Below are 18,197 nucleotides of genomic sequence, written 5' to 3'. Positions count from 1 at the left end.
GCGTCAGGCCAGGCTGCGCGACAGGAAGTCGCGCACCAGCGGCAGCGCCTCGTCGAAATGCGTTTCCAGCAGCCAGTGGCCCGCGCCCTCCAGCAGGTGCAGCTGCGCCTGCGGCAGGTCGCGCAGGTAGGCGCGCGCCGACTCGGCCGGCATGTAGCCGTCCTCGGGCCCCCAGACGATGAGGGCAGGCGGCTGCCGCTCGCGCAGCCAGGCCTGGTAGCGCGGGAACCATGTCAGGTTCTCTTCCAGCTTTTCCATGAGACCCACGCTGATGCGGCGGCGCTCCGGCGTGTTCATCAATGGCCAGTGCAGCTTCCACAGGTCCGGCGGCACGCGCTCGGCCACCGTGGCGCCCACCTCGCCCACGAACTCGTGCCGGAAGCCTTCTTCGCTGACGGCCTCCTCCAGCACGCGGTGGGTCTGCGGCGTCTTGTCCTTCCAGTAGGCCTGGATGGCCGCGTACTTGGGGCCGAGCACGTCTTCGTAGATGTCGCCGTTCTGGATGACCAGCGCCGCGATGCGCCCCGGGTGGGCGATCGCATGGCGCAGGCCGATCTGCGAGCCGTAGTCGTGCAGCCACAGCGCATAGCGCGCGAGGCCGAGCGCGTCTGCAAACCGGGCCAGGAAGTCGGCATAGCCGTCGAAGTCGAAGGCGAATGCCGACGGGTCGGGGGTGGCGCTGTAGCCGAAGCCGGGGAAGTCGGGCGCCACAGTGCGCCAGCGGTCGGCCAGCGCCGGCAAGAGCCTGCGGTACTGGTACGACGAACAGGGGTAGCCGTGCGGCAGGAGCAGCACCGGCGCATCAGCCGGGCCGTCCTCGCGGTAGAAGATGCCGTGTCCGCCCACGTCGATGCGGCGATGTCGCATGCAAAGCCTCCAGCGTCTTTCGAAAGGCCGGCTTTGCGGACCGTTGCGCAAGCCTTCAGCCGTCGTGCGTGCTGTGCAAGCGTGATGCCTGGGTGTCGGCGCCCTGCTCGGTGTCCATGCCCGCCAGCCGCGAGTGGCGCAGGCGGGTCTGCGTCAGCGCGCCGGCCGATTCGAGGATCGGGTAGGCGATCGAGCAGATGTGCGAGTTGATGCGCTTGAGGTCGCTGATGAGGTCCAGGTGCAGCGAGCTGGTCTCGATGCTTTCGGCCGTGTTGTCGCGCAGGCGCGCGATGTGGGTGTTGGCGTAGCGGTACTCGAGGTCGCGGAACTGGGCCTTTTCTTCGAGCAGGCGCCGCGCATCGCGCACGTTGCCGTGCAGGAAGACGCTCATGCCCAGCCGCAGGTTGGACACCAGGCGTTCGTGCAGGTCGGCGATCTCGCCCATGCCGGCCTCGGAGAAGCGCCGGTTCTTGCGGATCTTCTTGTCCTCCACGTCCTCGAGCACCCGCTCGATGATGTCGCCGATCTGCTCCATGTTGATGGTGAAGGAGATGATGTCGGCCCAGCGCCGGCTTTCCTTTTCGGACAGCGCCTCGCGCGACACCTGGGTCAGGTAGAACTTGATGGCCGAGTACAGGTCGTCCACCGTGTCGTCCATGTCGCGCAGCTGCTCGGCGAGCACGAGGTCGTTGTTGCGGATGACCGGCAGGATGCCGCGCAGCATGGTCTCCACCACGTCGGCCTGGTGCAGCGCCTCGCGGGCCGCGCACGAGATGGCCAGCGAGGGCGTGGCCAGCGCCAGCTTGTCGAGGTGTTGCGGCCGGGTGCTGCCCGGGGGAGCAGAGGGCGCCACCAGCCAGCGTTCGAGCGCCCTGGCCAGCGGGCCGGTGAATCCTGCGAACACCAGCGCCAGCAGGATGTTGAAGCCGAGGTGGAACAGCACCACCTGCTGCTGCACCACGTGCACGTAGTCCTGCAGCAGCACATGGGCCTGCGGCAGCAGCGGGATCGCGATGGCGCAGCCGCCCAGCTTGAACAGCAGGTTGCCCACCGGCAGGCGGCGCGTGGCCACGTCGGCCCGCGCGGTGGACAGCATGGCCAGGAAGCCGCTGCCCAGGTTGGCGCCCAGCACGAGGCCGAGCGCCACCGTCACCGGCACCAGCCCCTGGGAGGCCAGCGTGGCCGTCAGCAGCACGATGGCCAGGCTCGAATAGGCCATCACGGTGAGCAGCGCCCCCAGCAGGATGTCGAGCGAGATCTCGTTGGGCAGCGCCACGATGATCTCGCGCAGCACCGGCGACTGGGTGAGCGGCCGGGTCGTTTCGACGATGAGCTGGAGGGCCAGCGTGATGAGCCCGAGGCCGATGGCCACCCGGCCCAGGCGACCGACGGTGGTCTTCTCGCGCGAGATGTACATCACCACGCCCGAGAACAGCAGCAGCGGCGACAGCCACGACAGGTCGAACGAGAACACCACCGCCATGAGCGCCGTGCCCACGTCGGCGCCGAGCATCACCACCAGCGCGGCCGCGGTGGCCACCAGCCCCTTGCCGACGAACGACGACACGATCAGGCAGGTGGCGGTGGCCGACTGCACCAGGCTCGCAACGCCCATGCCGGCCAGCAGCGCAGAGAACCGGTTGCTGGTGCTCCTGGCCAGGACGTGACGCAGGTTCTCGCCGAAGACCCGCAGGATGCCGGTGCGCACGATCTGCGTGCCCCACACGAGCAGGGCAATCGCGGCCAGCAGGTTCAGCAGGTGCAGCATGAGGTGTTGTTGTCGGTCCTGGCTGGTCTTGTAGCACAGGCCGGGCCAGGCTTCACCCCGCTGCCGTTGCGGCTGCAAGCAGCCGCCGCGCATGCGCCGCCATGGCGTCCTTGAGCGCACGCGGCTTGCGCACTTCGAAGCCGAACGGCAGGCGCGCCAGCTCGCGCGCCACCCAGTCGAGCGAGTCGGCCTGGGTGCGCAGCAGCACGCCGCCTTCGGGCAAGGCCTCCAGCACGCCGAAGGCGGCGAACAGCTCGGCGCGGGCCTTCTCGATGGGGGCGGCCAGCAGCACCTCCACCGCAAACGCACGCGGCAGCGTGGCGAGGGACTCGGCGAGGTGGGCCAGCACATCGAAGCCTTCGGGCCGCAGGAAGCTCGCCGGCACCGGCTCCACCGATTCGATGCGGTCGAGCCGGAACGAGCGCAGGCCGCCGCGCAGGTGGCAATGGCCCACCGCGTACCAGCGCCCGCCGCGGTAGCCCAGGCCGTAGGGATCGAACTCGCGCGACGAGGCCTCCTGCTGCGCCGACCGGTAGCGCAGGGCCACGCGCTGCTGCGCCAGCGCCGCGGCGCCGAGCGTCACCAGCGCGGCGTTGTTGGCGGCCGGCGCGCGGGCCAGGTCGAGTGCGATCGTCTCGCTCACGGCGCGGATGCGGCGCTTGAGGGCCGGGGGCGTGACCCGTTCGAGCTTGGACTGCGCGCTGGCCACCGCCGGCGCGGCTTCGGCCAGGCCCAGATGGCGCGCGGCGGCGAGGCCGATGGTGAGCGCGAGCGCCTCGTCGTCGGTGAACATCAGCGGCGGCAGGCGGAAGCCCGGCATCAGCCGGTAGCCGCCGTAGCGGCCGCGCTCCGCCTCGATGGGGATGCCCAGCCCGGCGAGCGCGGCGATGTAGCGCCGCACGGTGCGCCGGTCCACCTGCAGCCGTTCGGCCAGCAGCGCACCCTCGACCGTGCCGCGCGCCTGGAGCAGCTCCAGCACGGCAAGGACGCGGGTGGTCGGGGTGGCAGCCATGCGTCGCAGTCTAGTTCGATATAGGACTCGATCCGCCCTATATCGGTCCTACGCTGCGAACCCTCTCCACTGAACGTTTCGAGGTGACCCATGCAGGCAGGCGAACTGGCCGTCTACTTTGCGCTGGTGTTCGGCATCATCGTGCTGCCCGGCATGGACATGGCCTTCGTGCTGGGCAACACGCTCGCCGGCGGGCGGCGCGCCGGCATGGCCGCGGTGGTGGGCACGATGGCCGGCGGCCTGTGCCACATGGCGATGGGCGTGCTCGGCGTGGCGCTGGTGCTGCAGCTCGTGCCCGGGCTCTTCACCTTCATGCTGCTGGCCGGTGCCCTGTACGTGGCCTGGATCGGCGTCAGCCTGTGGCGCGCTCCGGCCGGTGCGCTGGAGCTGGGCTCGCCGGCGCAGGCATCGCCGGCCAGCGCGTTCCGCGGGGCCATGCTGACCAGCCTGCTCAATCCGAAGGCCTACCTGTTCACGCTGGCGGTGGTGCCGCAGTTCGTGCACCCCGAGCGCGGCTCGGTATGGTGGCAGGCGGCAGCGCTCGCCGTCATCACCGCCGCCACCCAGGCCGGCGTCTACGGTTCGCTCGCCCTGCTGGCGGCACGCAGCCGTCGCTGGCTGGAATCGGACGCCGGATCGCAGCGGCTGATGCTGCGGGTGGTGGCCGTGCTGCTGATCGGCACCGCGGCCTTCACCGCGTGGCAGGGCCTGCAGTGAGCGGCGCTCCCGAGGTGATCAATGCCTCCAGGCTCGCGAGCGTGTCGGCCTCGTGCAGCGGCTTGTCGTGGCGGATGCGCAGCATGCGCGGGAACCTGACCGCGATGCCGCTCTTGTGGCGGCTGCTGCGGTTGATGCCCTCGAAGCCCAGCTCGAACACGAGGGTGGGTTTCAGGCTGCGCACCGGGCCGAATTTCTCGAGCGTGGTGTTGCGGATCACGCGGTCGATCTCGCGGAATTCCTCGTCGGTGAGGCCCGAATAGGCCTTGGCGAAGGGCACCAGCTGCAGCGCGCCAGGCGCGGGCGGGTCACGCCGTTCAATGGCCGCCACCACCTCGGCCGCCTCGGCTTCGTCGCGCGGCGTACGGCTCCACACCGCGAAGGTGTAGTCGGTGTAGAGGCTGGCGCGCCGGCCATGGCCGCGCTGTGCATAGATGAGCACGCAGTCCACGCTCATCGGGTCGATCTTCCACTTCCACCAGGTGCCTTCCGCCTTGGTGCGGCCCACGCCATAGCCCGCCGCATGGTGCTTGAGCATGAAGCCTTCGACTCCTCGCTCGCGAGATTCCTCGCGCAAGGCGGCGAGCTCCGCCCAGCCGCCCGCGCGCTGCTGCAGCGGCGAGACCGGCATGGGGCTCGCGCCGGCCACGATGCCTTCGAGCAGGGACCGGCGCTCGCGCTGCGGCATGCCGCGCACGTCGACGCCCTGCCACTCCAGCACGTCGTAGGCCATGAAGGTGACCGGCGCATCGGCCAGCACCTTCTTCGTGAGCGTCTTGCGGCCGATGCGCTGCTGCAGCAGGGCAAACGGCGCGGGCCTGTCGTCCTTCCACACGAGGATCTCGCCGTCGAGCACCGTGCCGTTGGGCAGCGCCGCGCCGAGCGCCACCACCTCGGGAAAGCGTTCGGTCACCAGCTCCTCGCCGCGCGACCACACCCACACCTGGCCGCCCCGCTTGACCAGCTGCGCGCGGATGCCGTCGTACTTCCATTCCACCAGCCAGCCGGCCGCGTCGCCCAGCTTGGCGGCCATGGCATCCGGCGCCATGGATTCGAGCTGGTGGGCGAGGAAGAACGGATACGGCTGGCCGGCGTCGCGCTCCAGGTCGGCTTCGTGCGACAGCAGCGCGAGATAGCGTTGCGGGCCGGGCGCCGCCTTGCCGTCGGTGTAGCCCATCATGCGCTGGGCCACGATCTTGGCGTCGAGCCCGGCATGCGCTGCGAGCGCACGCACCACCAGCAGCCGGCTCACGCCCACCCGGAAGCCGCCGCCGATGAGCTTGGTGAGCAGGAAGCGGCCGTGCCAGTCGAGCTCGTTCCAGTAGCGCACGATGGCCTCGGCCTGTTCCTGCGGCGAGGTGCCGCGCAGCGGCAGCAGCCGTTGCTCGATCCAGGCGGCCAGGCCTTCGTCGCTGTCGCCCTCGGGCGGCGGCAGCACATGGGCAATCGTCTCGGCGAGGTCGCCCACGGCCTGGTAGCTCTCTTCGAACAGCCAGTCGTCGATGCCTGCGGCCTGGCAGGCGAGCCCGCGCAGCACGGCGGTCGGCACCACCTGGCGCGGCTTGCCGCCGGCGAGGAAGTACACCGCCCAGGCAGCGTCTTCAGCCGCCGCGCTCGCGAAGTAGCGCTGCAGCGCCGCCACCTTGTCGTTGGTGGAGGTGGTGGCGTCGAGCTCGGTGTACAGGTGTGAAAAGCGTTTCATCTGCCGCAGCACAGGGGCCCGCCGGAACGGTGCTTGCCCACATGCGAAGAGGCGGCGCGGCAGCATGACGCGCGCCGGATGCAGGAGACCCGCATGTCGTTCGCACTGTATTTGATCGGCTTTGCCATCTTCGTTGGAGGCGTGGCCTGGGCCTTGGTGGAGATGGGCGTGCCCAGCCTCTACGTCGGCATCGCCGCCGTCATCCTCATCGGCCTGGGCATCGTGACCGGCGTGACGCGCACGCGCGGCAAGGATCCTTCCGCCTGACGCGTTGCGTTCAGTGGCCGGGGTCGGGCCCGAGCAGCCCGTCGCGGAAGCGCTCGAAGCCCGGCTCGCGGTCGGTGTACTCGCGCTCGATGCGCGAGGCATCGGCGTCGCGGCAGCCCTGGGCGAAGGCCGCCAGCCCGGCGCGGTGATGCGGCTCCAGGTTGCGGTCGCTTCGCAGGACGATCTCGCTGATCAGGGCCCAGTCGACCACCGTGTCGCACAGCCACACCCGGGCGCCGGCCGGCAGGTGTCGCACCAGTTCGAGCAGCGCGGCATTCGCATCGGGCGAGGCGATCGCAGCCACCGCCGGCCAGCGCGGCAGCAGCGGCTGCCCTGCCGGCAGCGGCTCCCACAGCGCCACGAGGAAGTGCGGCGGGTGATGTCCATGGGCATCGGCGTCGAAGGCCCGGCGCACCGCGCCGATCCACACACCGGGCGCGTAGGTCGTGCTGAGCCTGGCAGCGGCGGCGGCAAGCGCGGAAGCCATGATGGCGTGCCGGCCCTGCGTCATTCCACCTTGCCGCTGGTCGCCAGCGCGGTGCCGGCTCCCTTGAGGTGCTGCTGGAAAAAGCGCAGCGCATGGCCGAATTGCAGGGCCTGGTTGCCGCGGCTCGATGCGCCGTGGCCTTCGTCGGCAAAGATCATCAGCTCCACCGGCACGCCGCGCGAGACGGCGGCCTCGTGCATCAGCAGCGACTCGCCCACCGGCACGCGGGGGTCGTTGGCGCCTTGCACGATGAGCAGCGGAGCCTTCAGCTGCGCCACGTGGGTCGTGGGCGACAGCTGGATCAGCGCCTCGCGGTCCTTCAGCGGGTCGCCGTATTCGGTGATGCGCAGCGCGCGGCGATACGGCGCGGTGTTTTCCAGGAAGGTGAGCAGGTTGGCAATGCCGACGTTGGACACGCCCGCGTCGTAGGCCCCGGCGAAGCGCGTCATCGCATACAGCACCGAATAGCCGCCGTAGCTGCCGCCGTAGACGCCGACCTTGGGCGCGACGCCGCCCTTGGCCCAGGCGCGGCGGATGTGCAGCGCCGCGTCTTCGATGTCGGTGACGACCTGCAGGCGCTTCGGCCCGTTGTCGGCATCGAGCCAGGCCTTGCCGTAGCCGGACGAGCCGCGCACGTTGGGTTCGGCGACCACGAAGCCGGCATCGATGAAGAGCTGCCAGATCGGCGAGAAGCCCGGCCGCGTCTGCGCTTCGGGGCCGCCATGGAAGTGCACGATCACCGGGCAGGGCGTGGCGGCTGCCGCGCACTGCGCGCTGCGCCGCACGAACATCGGGATCTGGGTGCCGTCGCGTGCCGGATAGCTTTCGAGCCTGGCCGCCACGAAGGCCTTGCTGTCCAGCTCGGGCACCGAGGGAACGACCCAGCGGGTGAGCTGGCGGGTCTTCCAGTCCCACACGAAGCTCTCGCGCGGCCGGTCCGGCAGGCCCGCGCCCAGCACCAGCCAGCGGCCGTTGGGCGTGGTGCTGCCGATCAGCTCGTGCTCGGCGCCGCTCGGCCACGGCAGCGCCAGCGGCTTGCCGGTGCGTGCGTCATACGCCTTCGAACGCGTGTAGCCGGCTTCGTTGACCGACACGTACAGGCGCTCGCGTGCCTCGTCGAGCTTGAAGCTTTCGACTTCCCATTGCGACGATTCGCCGGCCGCCAGCGGCTGCAGCTCGCCGCCGGCACGCAAGCGGTACAGCCGGCTTACGCCGGTGAGCTTGGGCGTGGCGACGAAGTACTCGCCGTCGCGTACACCGAAGGCCACGGTGTAGATCTCGGTTTCGCCCTGGCCGATGACCGGCGTGAGCTGCCGTGTCGCTTCGTCGAACACGAACCACTCGCGCGCCTGCGACCCGGGCACCTTGACGAGCAGCAGCCTGCCGGCCGGACCGACTTCGCCGACCCGCCAGAAGCCTTGCGCATCGAGCAGCCGTTCGCTGCGGCCGCTTGCAATGTCGTGCCGGTACAGCGCATAGGAGTCGGGTCGCACGTCGTTGGCCACGTAGTACAGCGCACGGCCGTCGCGAGAGAAGCCCTGGAACTCGGTCTGCACGCCGCGCTTGTGCTGCACCTCCCGCAGCGGCCCGCCATCGGCGGCCTGCAGGTACACGCCCGGGTTCTCTTCACCCTTGCGGTCGCGCTCTAGCGCCACCCAGCGCCCGTCGGGCGACACGGCCTGCACGGTGGTGCGGTCCTCGCCGCCGGTGAGCTGCTGCGGGAAGCTGGACGGTCCGTCGAGGCGCCAGACCTGGTCGACCCCGGTGACGCGCCAGGTGAAGAACAGGCGCTTGCCGTCGGGCGACAGCACGCCCGCGCCCGGGGCCCGCAGGTCGAGCAGCGACTGGATGCGCTGCGAGATCGCTTCGGGCAAGGCGGCAGGCCGGAAACGCGCCAGCACTTCGGCGGGCACCGAGCCGGCCCCCAGGCCGCTGTAGCTGCCGGGCTTGGCGGGTGCGGGGGCGCTGGCCTGCGCGAATGCGGCGGCGCCGGCGGCCAGCAAGGTGAAGGCAACGACGCCGCGGGCTGCGGCACGGGAAAGCATGGTGTTCAAGCAGGTCTCCCTGGCGGATGGGCAAAGGAATCGACGAGGACGCCCCGATAAGGGCCGGGGCATTGTGCGCCGAATGCTAGTCGGCCGGGTCAGCCGGTGCCGGGTCGGCAGCCAGCTGCTCCAGTGCCTCGTCGCCGTATTCGGTGCGAAACGCGCCTGCCTGCAGGCCCTGCTGCTGCAGCCAGCGCACCATCACGGCCTCGTAGCCGTGGGTGACGATCACCCGCTCGGCACCGCTGTGGCGTATGGCCTGCATGAGCCCCGGCCAGTCGGCATGGTCGCTCAGCACGAAGCCGCGGTCCACGCCGCGGCGACGCCGCGCGCCGCGCAGTCGCATCCAGCCGCTGGCGAAGGCATCGCTCGCATCGGCGAAGCGGCGCGTCCACGGGCTGCCGTGCACGCTGGGCGGCGCCACCACCAGCGCCGTCTTGAAGAGCGCCTTGTCGGTGACCTCGCTCGCCAGCCGCGTGGGCGGCAAGGCCACGCCGGCCTGCCGGTAGGCGCGGTTCAACGGCTCCACCGCGCCATGCACGACGATCGGGCCGATGTCCGGGTCGATGCCGGCCAGGATGCGCTGCGCCTTGCCGAAGCTGTAGCCCATCAGGAGGCTGGGCCGGCCGGCGGCCGCATTGGCGCGCCACCAGGCGTTGATGTCGCCGAACACCTCGGCCTGCGGCTGCCAGCGGTAGATCGGCAGGCCGAAGGTCGATTCGGTGATGAAGCAGTCGCAGCGCACCGGCTCGAACGGCGTGCAGGTCGCATCGATCTCGAGCTTGTAGTCGCCCGACACCACCCACACGCGGCCCGCATGCTCGAGCCGCACCTGGGCCGAGCCGAGCACATGGCCCGCCGGATGCAGGCTGATGCGCACGCCGTTGTGCTCGATCGACTCGCCCCAGGCCAGCACCTGCAGCGTGATGTCCCCGCCCAGGCGGGCCCGCAACACGCCTTCGCTCTGGGCCGACGCGAGGTAGTGCCCATGGCCGACACGCGCATGGTCGGCATGCGCATGGGTGATCACCGCGCGCGACACCGGCTGCCACGGGTCGATGTGGAAGTCGCCCGCCGGACAGTAGAGTCCCTGCGGACGCTCGACCACGAGGTCGATCTCAGGCATGGCAACAACCGGGTGGGTGGTCCATCAATACCGCCCGGTGGCGCCGGCCACGCGCAGGTACACCCGGGCGCACCAGGCCACGAAGCCGCGGTGCAGCAGGCCCAGGCGCACGCCCACGTCGGTGAGGGTGACTTCACGCGAGGCCGCGATGGCGGTGTCGATCTCTTCGCCCAGGCGCGCGACGAAGCCGCGGTCGCGCACCACCACGTTGGCTTCGAGGTTGACCAGCAGCGACAGGGGGTCGATGTTGGAGCTGCCCACGGTGGCCCACTCCTTGTCGACGAGTGCCACCTTGGCATGCAGGAAGGCCGGCGTGTATTCGTAGATGTGCACCCCATGGCCCAGCAGCTCGGCATACAGCGCCTGCGCGGCGACGGCGGCGAAGCGGTAGTCCCACTGGCCCTGCAGCAGCAGCCGCACGCGCACGCCGCGCCGGGCGGCGCTGCGCAAGGCACGCCGGAAGGCCTGGCCGGGGTAGAAGTACGGCGACACGAGGTCGACCCGGGCGCGGGCGCTGCGGATGGCGTCGATGTAGCTGCGCTCGATGGTGCGACGCTGGCGCAGGTTGTCGCGCACGACGAAGGCGGTGCGCATGGGCCGCGTGTCGCCGGCGCCCGGCGGCAGGTCGCGCCACCGAGCCGCCCGCAGCCTGCGCAGCAGCCGCCGGGCACGCGCCACCGGCTTGGCGCTGCGGGCGAGCGCGCGGATCTCGTCGCGCCAGTCGCGGCCGAACCAGGCGCGCGACCACATCGCGCGGGCCGTCTGCTCGATGGGCGCGACGACCGGGCCGCGCACCCGCACCGCGTAATCGAGCCGCGGCGTCTCGCTCCAGCCGTGGCGCAGGTCGTAGCGGTCGTCGATGATGTTGATGCCGCCCACGAAGCCGACGTCGCCGTCCACCACGCACAGCTTCTGGTGCAGCCGCCGCAGCTGCCCGGGCAGCAGCCAGCTCCACCAGCCGTGTACCGGGCGGAACACCGCGACGCCGACACCACCCTCGCGCAGGCTGTTGAGCACCGCCGGCAGCGAGCGCATCGAGCCGAAACCGTCGATCACCACCCGCACGCGCACGCCGCGGGCCGCGGCGGCCAGCAGGGCCTGCACCATGGCCATGGCCGTGGGGTCGTCATTGAAGATGTAGGTGGCCAGCCAGATCTCGTGGCGCGCCGACACGATGGCGCGACCCATGGCGGCGAACAGCTCGTCACCGCCGCGCAGCAGCGCGACCTCGTTGCCGCCGGTGAACACGGCGCGCGGCATCACGTACCAGGACAAGGCCGACGGGGCGGGCTCCTCGTCGTCGCGCGGGCCCGTCGAACTCATCGACACCCCTGCCTCATGCGAGGTCGAGCTCGGCCACCAGCGGCAGGTGGTCCGACATGCGCGCCCACGCGTTGCCGCGCGGCACGAAGGTGGAAACGCAGCGCAGCCCGCGGGTGTAGACGCGGTCGAGCGAAAACACCGGCACCCGCGACGGGTAGGTGAGCGGCCGGTGGCCGTCGGGGGCGGTGGCGCGGTGCAGGCCGTTCAGCTTCATCGGCCCGTCGAGCTTTTCGCCCCAGTCGTTGAAGTCGCCGGCCACGATGAGCGGCGCGCGCTTGGGCACGTTGGCCTTGATATAGGCCGCCAGCCGGTCGGCCTGGCGCACCCGGCTCGAATGGATGAGCCCGAAGTGGCACACGATGGCGTGGATCTCGACACCGTGCCACTGCACCGGCACGTGCAGCAGGCCGCGCTGCTCGAAGCGGTGGTCGGACACGTCGAAGTGGCCGATGTCGCCCACCGGCCAGCGCGACAGCAGCGCGTTGCCGTGTTCGCCGCCGCGGGTGAAGGCGTTGGTGCGGTAGGCCACCTCGTAGCCTTCAGGGGCGAGGTATTCGGCCTGGCCGACCTTGGGCCAGCCGAACGAGGTGCGGTCGAACTGCCGCGCATCGCGGTGGTGGAAGCTGCGCACTTCCTGCAGGAACACGAGGTCGGCGTCGAGCGCCTCGACGCCCAGCCCCAGGTTGTGGATCTCCAGCCGCTTGCCCGGCCCGACACCGCGCACGCCCTTGTGGATGTTGTAGGTGGCCACACGCAGCAGCGTGGACGTGTGGTCGGAGGGCGGCAGCAGCGACGAATGGAGGGGATTCATGGCCTGCGAGCGACTGGGGCCGGTCAACGCGAATGGGAGCCAGGCGCGATCTTCGCCGATTCCGGCCGGGCTCAGCTGTCGGACGACAGGAAGTTGGGCAGCTGCAGCACCGCCTCGGCATTCGACGGCGAGAAGCACCGGTCGGCCGCTTCCCGGTAGGGCAGCCACACATGCTGCAGGTGCTCGCGCGGCGCCAGCACGACGGGGATGTCGCGCGGCACCCGCAGGCCGAACACATGCTCGGTGTTGTGGGTCACGCCCTCGGCATAGCGATGGCGCCACACCGGATAGATCTCGTAGACGTTCGACAGCTGCCAGTCGCGCAGCCGGTCCAGCGGCACCTCGGCGCTGCCGACGCGGATGCCGGTTTCCTCGAGCACTTCGCGCACCGCGGTTTCAGTCAGCGGCTCGTCGATGCGGTCCTTCGAGCCGGTGACGCTCTGCCAGTAGCCCGGCCTGTCGGCACGCTCGATGAGCAGCACCTCGAGCTCGGCGGTGTGGATCACCACCAGCACGGATTCGGGGATCTTGGGCGGGCGCATGGGTCCTTTGCCGTCGCAAGCCTCAGGGCTTGACCGCCACCGCCGGCGGCAGCTCCTTGGCCTGCAGCTGGCGCACCTGCGTGACGAGCTTGTTGTGCGCATCGAAAAAGGCCGCGGCGATCACCTTGCCTTCGTTGGTGTTGCTCCAGCCCACGCCGCCGGCGCCGCCCAGCTTGCCGAGCACGAGGCCGCCCACGCCCAGGTCGGTGGTCTTGGCCGAGCCGGTGGCCGCGGCCAGCTGTTCGGTGGTTTCGTTGTCGGTGAGCAGCAGGGCCACCTGCGCTTCCTTGAACTTCACCTGCTCCACCACGCCGGCCAGGCCGGCGATGTCGCGCAGGACCGGGATCATGGCGATCACGCCGCCCAGCCCCCGGCCTGCGTCCTGCTCGCTGAAGGTGAGGCTGGGCACCAGCGTGTACTGCGCCTCGTAGCCCTTGCCCTTGGCCACCGTGTTGCCCTGCTTTCGCAGCACGCCGGATTCCTTGAGTTCCTGTTCCTGGAGCGTGCTGCGCAGCCCGGCGGCCCGATCGACCACGCGGAAGCAGCCGCTTTGCTGTGCGATCAGCTTGACCAGCGGCACCGGCGAGGCGGGCAGCTGGTAGCTGTTGGTCATGGTGTAGCCGTTGGGGTTCTCGGCCAGCGCCAGCGTGGCCACCGGCCCGTCGCAGCGCACCAGGTCCTTCGAGGCGGCCTGCGCACCGGCCGGGCCGGCGGAACCCGAGACCACCGAGCCGCCCTCGCCCAGCTCGGTCTTCTTCTCGCCGCAGCCGGCCTGCAGCACGGCAGCCAGCACCACGGCGGCGGGAACGACAAGGTGACGCATGCGCATGATTCCTCTCCCAGGAAAAAGGGCTGCACCCGGCAGCCCTTTCGGTGGGAGGCAGCGAGCGCCGGCGGATGATGCCAGCGCCGCGGTGGCTTCCGTCAGGCCGCGCCCCCCACCCCTTGGGGATTGCGCAGGCGGATGTGCAGCTCGCGCAGCTGCTTCTCGTCGACCGGGCTCGGCGCATGCGTCAGCAGGCACTGGGCGCGCTGGGTCTTCGGGAAGGCGATCACGTCGCGGATGGACTCGGCCTTGGTCATCAACGTGACCAGACGGTCCAGGCCGAAGGCCAGGCCGCCGTGCGGCGGCGCGCCGTACTGCAGCGCGTCGAGCAGGAAGCCGAACTTGAGCTGCGCCTCCTCGGGACCGATCTTGAGCGCCGAGAACACCTTGCTCTGCACTTCGGCGCGGTGGATGCGCACCGAACCGCCGCCGAGCTCCCAGCCGTTGAGCACCATGTCGTAGGCCTTGGCGATGCACTGGTCGGGCGCGGTGTCCATCAGGTCCTCGTGCCCGTCCTTGGGCGCGGTGAACGGGTGGTGCACCGCGTTCCAGCGGCCCTCGTCCTCGTCGTACTCGAACATCGGGAAGTCCACCACCCACAGCGGCGCCCACTTGTCCTCGAAGAGGCCGTTGGCGCGGCCGAACTCGCTGTGGCCCACCTTCACGCGCAGGGCGCCCAGTGCGTCGTTCACCACCTTGGCCTTGTCGGCGCCGAAGAAGATGAGGTCGCCGTTGCACGCGCCGGTGCGCGCCAGGATCTCGGCGATGGCCGCATCGTGCAGGTTCTTCACGATGGGGCTCTGCAGGCCCTCGCGGCCCTTGGCCGCGTCGTTGACCTTGACCCAGGCCAGGCCCTTGGCGCCGTAGATCTTGACGAACTCGGTGTAGCCGTCGATCTCGCCGCGGCTCATCTCGCCGCCGCCGGGCACGCGCAGGGCGGCCACGCGGCCGCCCTTCATGGTGGCCGGCGTCGAGAACACCTTGAAGTCGACGTCCTTCATGACGTCGGTGAGTTCGGTGAACTCGAGCTTGACGCGCAGGTCCGGCTTGTCGGAGCCGTACTTGTGCATCGCGTCGGCGTACTTCATCACCGGGTAGCCGGGCAGCTCCACGCCCATCACGTTGCGGAACACCATGCGGATCATGCCCTCGGTGAGGCCACGGATCTCCTCTTCACCGAGGAAGCTGGTCTCGATGTCGATCTGGGTGAACTCGGGCTGGCGGTCGGCGCGCAGGTCCTCGTCGCGGAAGCACTTGGTGATCTGGTAGTAGCGGTCGAAGCCGGCCACCATGAGCAGCTGCTTGAACAGCTGCGGGCTCTGCGGCAGCGCGAAGAAGTGGCCGTCGTGCACGCGGCTGGGCACGAGGTAGTCGCGCGCGCCCTCGGGCGTGCTCTTGGTGAGCATGGGCGTCTCGATGTCGACGAAGCCGTTGGCGTCGAGGAACTTGCGCACCTCCATGGCCACGCGGTAGCGCAGCATGAGGTTCTTCTGCATGTACGGGCGGCGCAGGTCCAGCACGCGGTGCGTGAGCCGCGTGGTTTCCGACAGGTTCTCGTCGTCGAGCTGGAACGGCGGCGTCACGCTGGCGTTGAGCACCTCGAGCTCATGGCACAGCACTTCGATCTTGCCGCTGGTGAGGTTGGCGTTTTCGGTGCCGGCCGGGCGCGGGCGCACCTTGCCGACCACCTTGAGCACGAACTCGTTGCGCACGCCCTCGGCCGTCTTGAACATCTCGGGACGGTCGGGGTCGCAGACGACCTGCACCAGGCCTTCACGGTCGCGCAGGTCGATGAAGATCACGCCGCCATGGTCGCGGCGGCGGTGGGCCCAGCCCATGAGGGTGACGGTTTCGCCCATCAGCGTTTCGCTGACGAGGCCGCAGTAGGTGGTTCGCATCGGGATCACTCCAGGAATTCTTTTGATGGGGCCCGCGCTTCGAGTGAGGCAGAAGCGTCGAGCGGTCGATTGTGTGCGGCGCGCCGGGAGCTGTTTCGCAAGCCCTCAGGACTGAACGCGTGCCGGGCGTTCAGCCCCCGAGATTTCGCCCGTCGGCCTGGGCGGCCACCGGCTCCAGCGCCGGCGGGGGCGGCTCGTAGCGCGGCGCCACCACGCCCATCGAGATGATGTACTTCAGCGCTTCGTCCACGCTCATGTCGAGCTTGATGACATCGGCGCGCGGAACCATGAGGAAGAAGCCGGACGTGGGGTTGGGGGTGGTGGGGACGTAGAGGCTGAGGTAGTCCTCGGCGTGCAGGTAGTTTGCCACCTCCCCCCCGGGGCGGCCAGTGACGAAGGCAATGGTCCAGGAGCCGTTGCGCGGGTACTGGACGAGCACCGCCTCGCGAAACGCCTGCCCGCTGCTGGAGAACAAGGTGTCGCTCACCTGCTTCACCGAGCTGTAGACCGACTTGACGATCGGGATGTTGTTGAGCAGCCGGTTCCAGCGCACGAGCCACCACTGGCCGAACATGTTGGTGACGAACATGCCGGTGAGCAGCATGCCCAGCAGCACCAGCACCGCACCCAGGCCGGGCACGCGCTGCAGGCGCTCGAGCGCAGGCGCGGCACCGGCCGGCAGCACCGCCTGCAGCACGCGCAGCAGCCCGTCGAACACACCGTCGGCCAGGCCCAGGACCCAGCTCAGCACCCAGATGGTGATCGCCAGCGGCAGCCAGACCAGCAGGCCGGCGATGATGTATTTCTTCACTGATGTCCTTGGGAGCTGCCGGGCTCAGTGGCAGGCACAGGAACCGCCGCAAGCCGTGCCGCCGCCGCTCGAGGTGGTGCTGCCACCGCCACCGTCGGCGCTGGCCGCGGGGGCTGGCGCCGGCGCGTCGGCGGGCTTGGCGGCCGAGCCGCTGCTGCCGCTCGTGCTGCTGCTGTTGCCCGAACTGCCATTGCGGAAGTCGGTCACGTACCAGCCCGAACCCTTCAGCTGGAACCCGGCGGCGGTGAGCTGCTTCTTGAAGCTTTCGGCCTTGCACGAGGGGCAGGCGGTCAGCACCGGGTCGGAGATCTTCTGGAGCACGTCCTGCGCGTGGCCGCACGACTCACAGCGGTATGCGTAGATCGGCATGGCTAAGCCCTTGATTTAAAAGGTGAAATTATAGGTGGGCACAGATCGGGACGGCTGCGCGCCATTTCAAGCGGCGCGCAGGAAGTCACGCGCCGCCCATGACGCTCAGGCCAGGTGCGGCGCCCGGTTGTGATGGTTGGGCACCAGCTGCGGCAGCAGCGAGCCGGCCAGCATGCCGGCGAACGCCGCGATCAGCCCGGCCAGCTGCCCCGGGAAGCTTTCGCCCCAGGTGGTGACCTGCGGGAAGAACAGCAGCCAGGTGACGATGCCCATCACGATGGACAGGACTGCGCCCTGGGTGGTGGCGCGCTTCCAGTACAGCCCCATCACCAGCGGCACGAAGGCCCCGACCAGCGTGACCTGGTAGGCCGACGACACCAGGTCGTAGATCGACGTGCCCTTCATCGCGATGGCGTAGACCAGCACCATCACCGAGAACAGGAAGATCGTGATGCGCATGGAAAGCAGGCGCTGCCGATCGGTCATGTTCGGATAGAGGTTGCGCAGGATGTTCTCGACGAAGCTGGTCGACGGTGCCAGCAGCGTGGCGGACGACGTGCTCTTGATGGCCGACAGCAGCGCGCCGAAGAACAGGATCTGCATCACCAGCGGCATGTGGGTCATGATGAAGCTGGGCAGCAGCTTCTGGTAGTCGTTCTTGGCCAGCTCCATCGCGCTGTCGCCCATCACCACCACCGCGGCCGACACGATGAACATCGGCACGAAGGCGAACAGGATGTAGGCGAAGCCGCCGATCATGGCGCCCCGGCTGGCGGTGTCGGCGTCCTTGGCCGACATCACCCGCTGGAACACGTCCTGCTGCGGGATGCTGCCCAGCATCATCGTGATGGCCGCCGCGATGAAGAACATGATCTCGTTGAACGAGGGCTCCGGAAAGAACTTGAACAGGTTGGCCGACGTGGCCACCTCGACCACCTTGCCCGTGCCGCCGGCCAGGTCGCTGGCGAAGATGGCGATCACCGCCAGGCCGATCACCAGCACGATCATCTGGATGAAGTCGGTCCAGGCCACCGCGAGGAAGCCGCCGACCACGACGTAGATGAGCACGGCGATGGTGCCCACGACCATGCCGGTGGTTTCGGAGATCTCGCCGGCCGAGAGCACGTTGAACACCAGGCCCAGGGCGGTGATCTGCGCCGCCACCCACCCCAGGTAGCTCAGGATGATGGCCACCGAGCAGAACACCTCGACGCCCTTGCCGAAACGCTCGCGATAGAAGTCGCCGATCGTCAGCAGGTTCATCTTGTAAAGCCTGGCCGCGAAGAACATGCCCACCAGGATGAGGCAGGTGCCGGCACCGAACGGGTCTTCGACGATGGCATTGAGCCCGCCCTGCACGAACTTGGCCGGGATGCCCATCACGGTTTCGGCGCCGAACCAGGTGGCGAAGGTGGTGGTGATGATCATCACCAGCGGCAGGCTGCGCCCGGCCAGCGCGAAGTCGGCCGTGCTCTTGATGCGGGTGCCGGCCCAGACGCCCAGGGCCAGGGTGCCGACCAGGTAGAGGATGACGAAGACAAGCAGGGTGGTGTTCATGCGGACATGACCTCGGTGCTCAGAAAAGGACGACGTTTTCCCAACGGTAACCGGGGATTATCGCGACAT

17 protein-coding genes are annotated in these 18,197 nt (G+C 69.5%); 2 read left to right on the top strand and 15 right to left on the bottom strand.

The genetic code is table 11. From position 1 onward, the window contains the following. Positions 1–3: 3 nt before the first annotated feature. Genes E8D38_RS16990 through E8D38_RS16980 form a run of 3 tightly spaced genes read right to left on the bottom strand, consistent with a single transcriptional unit; the run spans position 4 to position 3,647 of the window. Positions 4–867, bottom strand: coding sequence for an alpha/beta fold hydrolase (locus tag E8D38_RS16990; RefSeq protein WP_140633498.1), 864 nt, complete (start codon positions 865–867; stop codon positions 4–6). A gap of 55 nt (positions 868–922) precedes the next feature. Further along, positions 923–2,635, bottom strand: coding sequence for a Na/Pi cotransporter family protein (locus tag E8D38_RS16985; RefSeq protein ID WP_140633495.1), 1,713 nt, complete (start codon positions 2,633–2,635; stop codon positions 923–925). A gap of 52 nt (positions 2,636–2,687) precedes the next feature. Further along, entirely contained in the window at positions 2,688–3,647 is a 960-nt protein-coding gene (locus tag E8D38_RS16980; RefSeq protein ID WP_140633492.1) for a helix-turn-helix transcriptional regulator, read from the bottom strand. A gap of 90 nt (positions 3,648–3,737) precedes the next feature. Here E8D38_RS16980 and E8D38_RS16975 point away from each other — a divergent pair, with 90 nt between their 5' ends. Next, the gene (locus E8D38_RS16975; RefSeq protein WP_140633489.1) at positions 3,738–4,364 is read left to right on the top strand and encodes a LysE family translocator; all 627 of its coding nucleotides are present in this window, start codon (positions 3,738–3,740) and stop codon (positions 4,362–4,364) included. Here the strand turns inward: E8D38_RS16975 and E8D38_RS16970 are convergent. After that, complete coding sequence (locus E8D38_RS16970) at positions 4,339–6,066, bottom strand: ATP-dependent DNA ligase (protein WP_140633487.1); 1,728 nt, start codon at positions 6,064–6,066, stop codon at positions 4,339–4,341. The genes E8D38_RS16975 and E8D38_RS16970 overlap by 26 nt on opposite strands. A gap of 93 nt (positions 6,067–6,159) precedes the next feature. On the opposite strand from E8D38_RS16970, the gene E8D38_RS28335 reads away from it, so the two are divergent. After that, positions 6,160–6,333 carry a hypothetical protein gene (locus E8D38_RS28335; protein WP_181179190.1) on the top strand — a complete coding sequence of 58 codons (174 nt, stop codon included), beginning with the start codon at positions 6,160–6,162 and terminating at the stop codon, positions 6,331–6,333. A gap of 10 nt (positions 6,334–6,343) precedes the next feature. On the opposite strand, the gene E8D38_RS16965 is transcribed toward E8D38_RS28335, so the two are convergent. The 11 genes from E8D38_RS16965 to E8D38_RS16915 all read right to left on the bottom strand — a co-directional run bounded on the left by E8D38_RS16965 (position 6,344) and on the right by E8D38_RS16915 (position 18,128). Then, positions 6,344–6,820 carry a hypothetical protein gene (locus E8D38_RS16965; RefSeq protein ID WP_140633484.1) on the bottom strand — a complete coding sequence of 159 codons (477 nt, stop codon included), beginning with the start codon at positions 6,818–6,820 and terminating at the stop codon, positions 6,344–6,346. A gap of 20 nt (positions 6,821–6,840) precedes the next feature. Continuing rightward, on the bottom strand, positions 6,841–8,865 hold the full coding sequence (locus tag E8D38_RS16960; protein ID WP_246099540.1) for a S9 family peptidase: 2,025 nt from the start codon (positions 8,863–8,865) through the stop codon (positions 6,841–6,843). An 85-nt stretch (positions 8,866–8,950) separates the two neighbouring features. Further along, complete coding sequence (locus tag E8D38_RS16955) at positions 8,951–9,991, bottom strand: ligase-associated DNA damage response exonuclease (RefSeq protein WP_140633481.1); 1,041 nt, start codon at positions 9,989–9,991, stop codon at positions 8,951–8,953. Between the two features lie 24 nt (positions 9,992–10,015). Next, positions 10,016–11,314: a cardiolipin synthase ClsB gene (clsB, locus tag E8D38_RS16950; protein ID WP_140633478.1), complete on the bottom strand. Its 1,299-nt coding sequence runs from the start codon at positions 11,312–11,314 to the stop codon at positions 10,016–10,018. A gap of 13 nt (positions 11,315–11,327) precedes the next feature. Beyond that, entirely contained in the window at positions 11,328–12,125 is a 798-nt protein-coding gene (locus tag E8D38_RS16945) for an endonuclease/exonuclease/phosphatase family protein (RefSeq protein ID WP_140633475.1), read from the bottom strand. 71 nt (positions 12,126–12,196) lie between these two features. Next, positions 12,197–12,667, bottom strand: coding sequence for a dihydroneopterin triphosphate diphosphatase (nudB, locus tag E8D38_RS16940; RefSeq protein ID WP_140633472.1), 471 nt, complete (start codon positions 12,665–12,667; stop codon positions 12,197–12,199). 22 nt (positions 12,668–12,689) lie between these two features. Beyond that, positions 12,690–13,490: a CsgG/HfaB family protein gene (locus tag E8D38_RS16935; protein WP_425462786.1), complete on the bottom strand. Its 801-nt coding sequence runs from the start codon at positions 13,488–13,490 to the stop codon at positions 12,690–12,692. A 101-nt stretch (positions 13,491–13,591) separates the two neighbouring features. Then, on the bottom strand, positions 13,592–15,391 hold the full coding sequence (aspS, locus tag E8D38_RS16930; RefSeq protein WP_140633466.1) for an aspartate--tRNA ligase: 1,800 nt from the start codon (positions 15,389–15,391) through the stop codon (positions 13,592–13,594). 130 nt (positions 15,392–15,521) lie between these two features. Further along, a complete protein-coding gene (locus tag E8D38_RS16925; protein ID WP_140633463.1) occupies positions 15,522–16,202 on the bottom strand; it encodes a DUF502 domain-containing protein in 681 nt (226 codons plus the stop codon). 24 nt (positions 16,203–16,226) lie between these two features. Next, positions 16,227–16,571, bottom strand: coding sequence for an FmdB family zinc ribbon protein (locus tag E8D38_RS16920; RefSeq protein ID WP_140633460.1), 345 nt, complete (start codon positions 16,569–16,571; stop codon positions 16,227–16,229). Between the two features lie 105 nt (positions 16,572–16,676). Continuing rightward, a complete protein-coding gene (locus E8D38_RS16915; RefSeq protein ID WP_140633457.1) occupies positions 16,677–18,128 on the bottom strand; it encodes a high affinity choline transporter 1 in 1,452 nt (483 codons plus the stop codon). Positions 18,129–18,197 lie beyond the last annotated feature (69 nt).

The organism is Methylibium rhizosphaerae (genome assembly GCF_006386545.1).
Lineage (GTDB): Bacteria > Pseudomonadota > Gammaproteobacteria > Burkholderiales > Burkholderiaceae_C > Pseudorivibacter > Pseudorivibacter rhizosphaerae.
The sequence above is the reverse complement of the archived record's forward strand: the minus strand, read 5'-3'. Positions and strand labels throughout refer to the sequence as shown.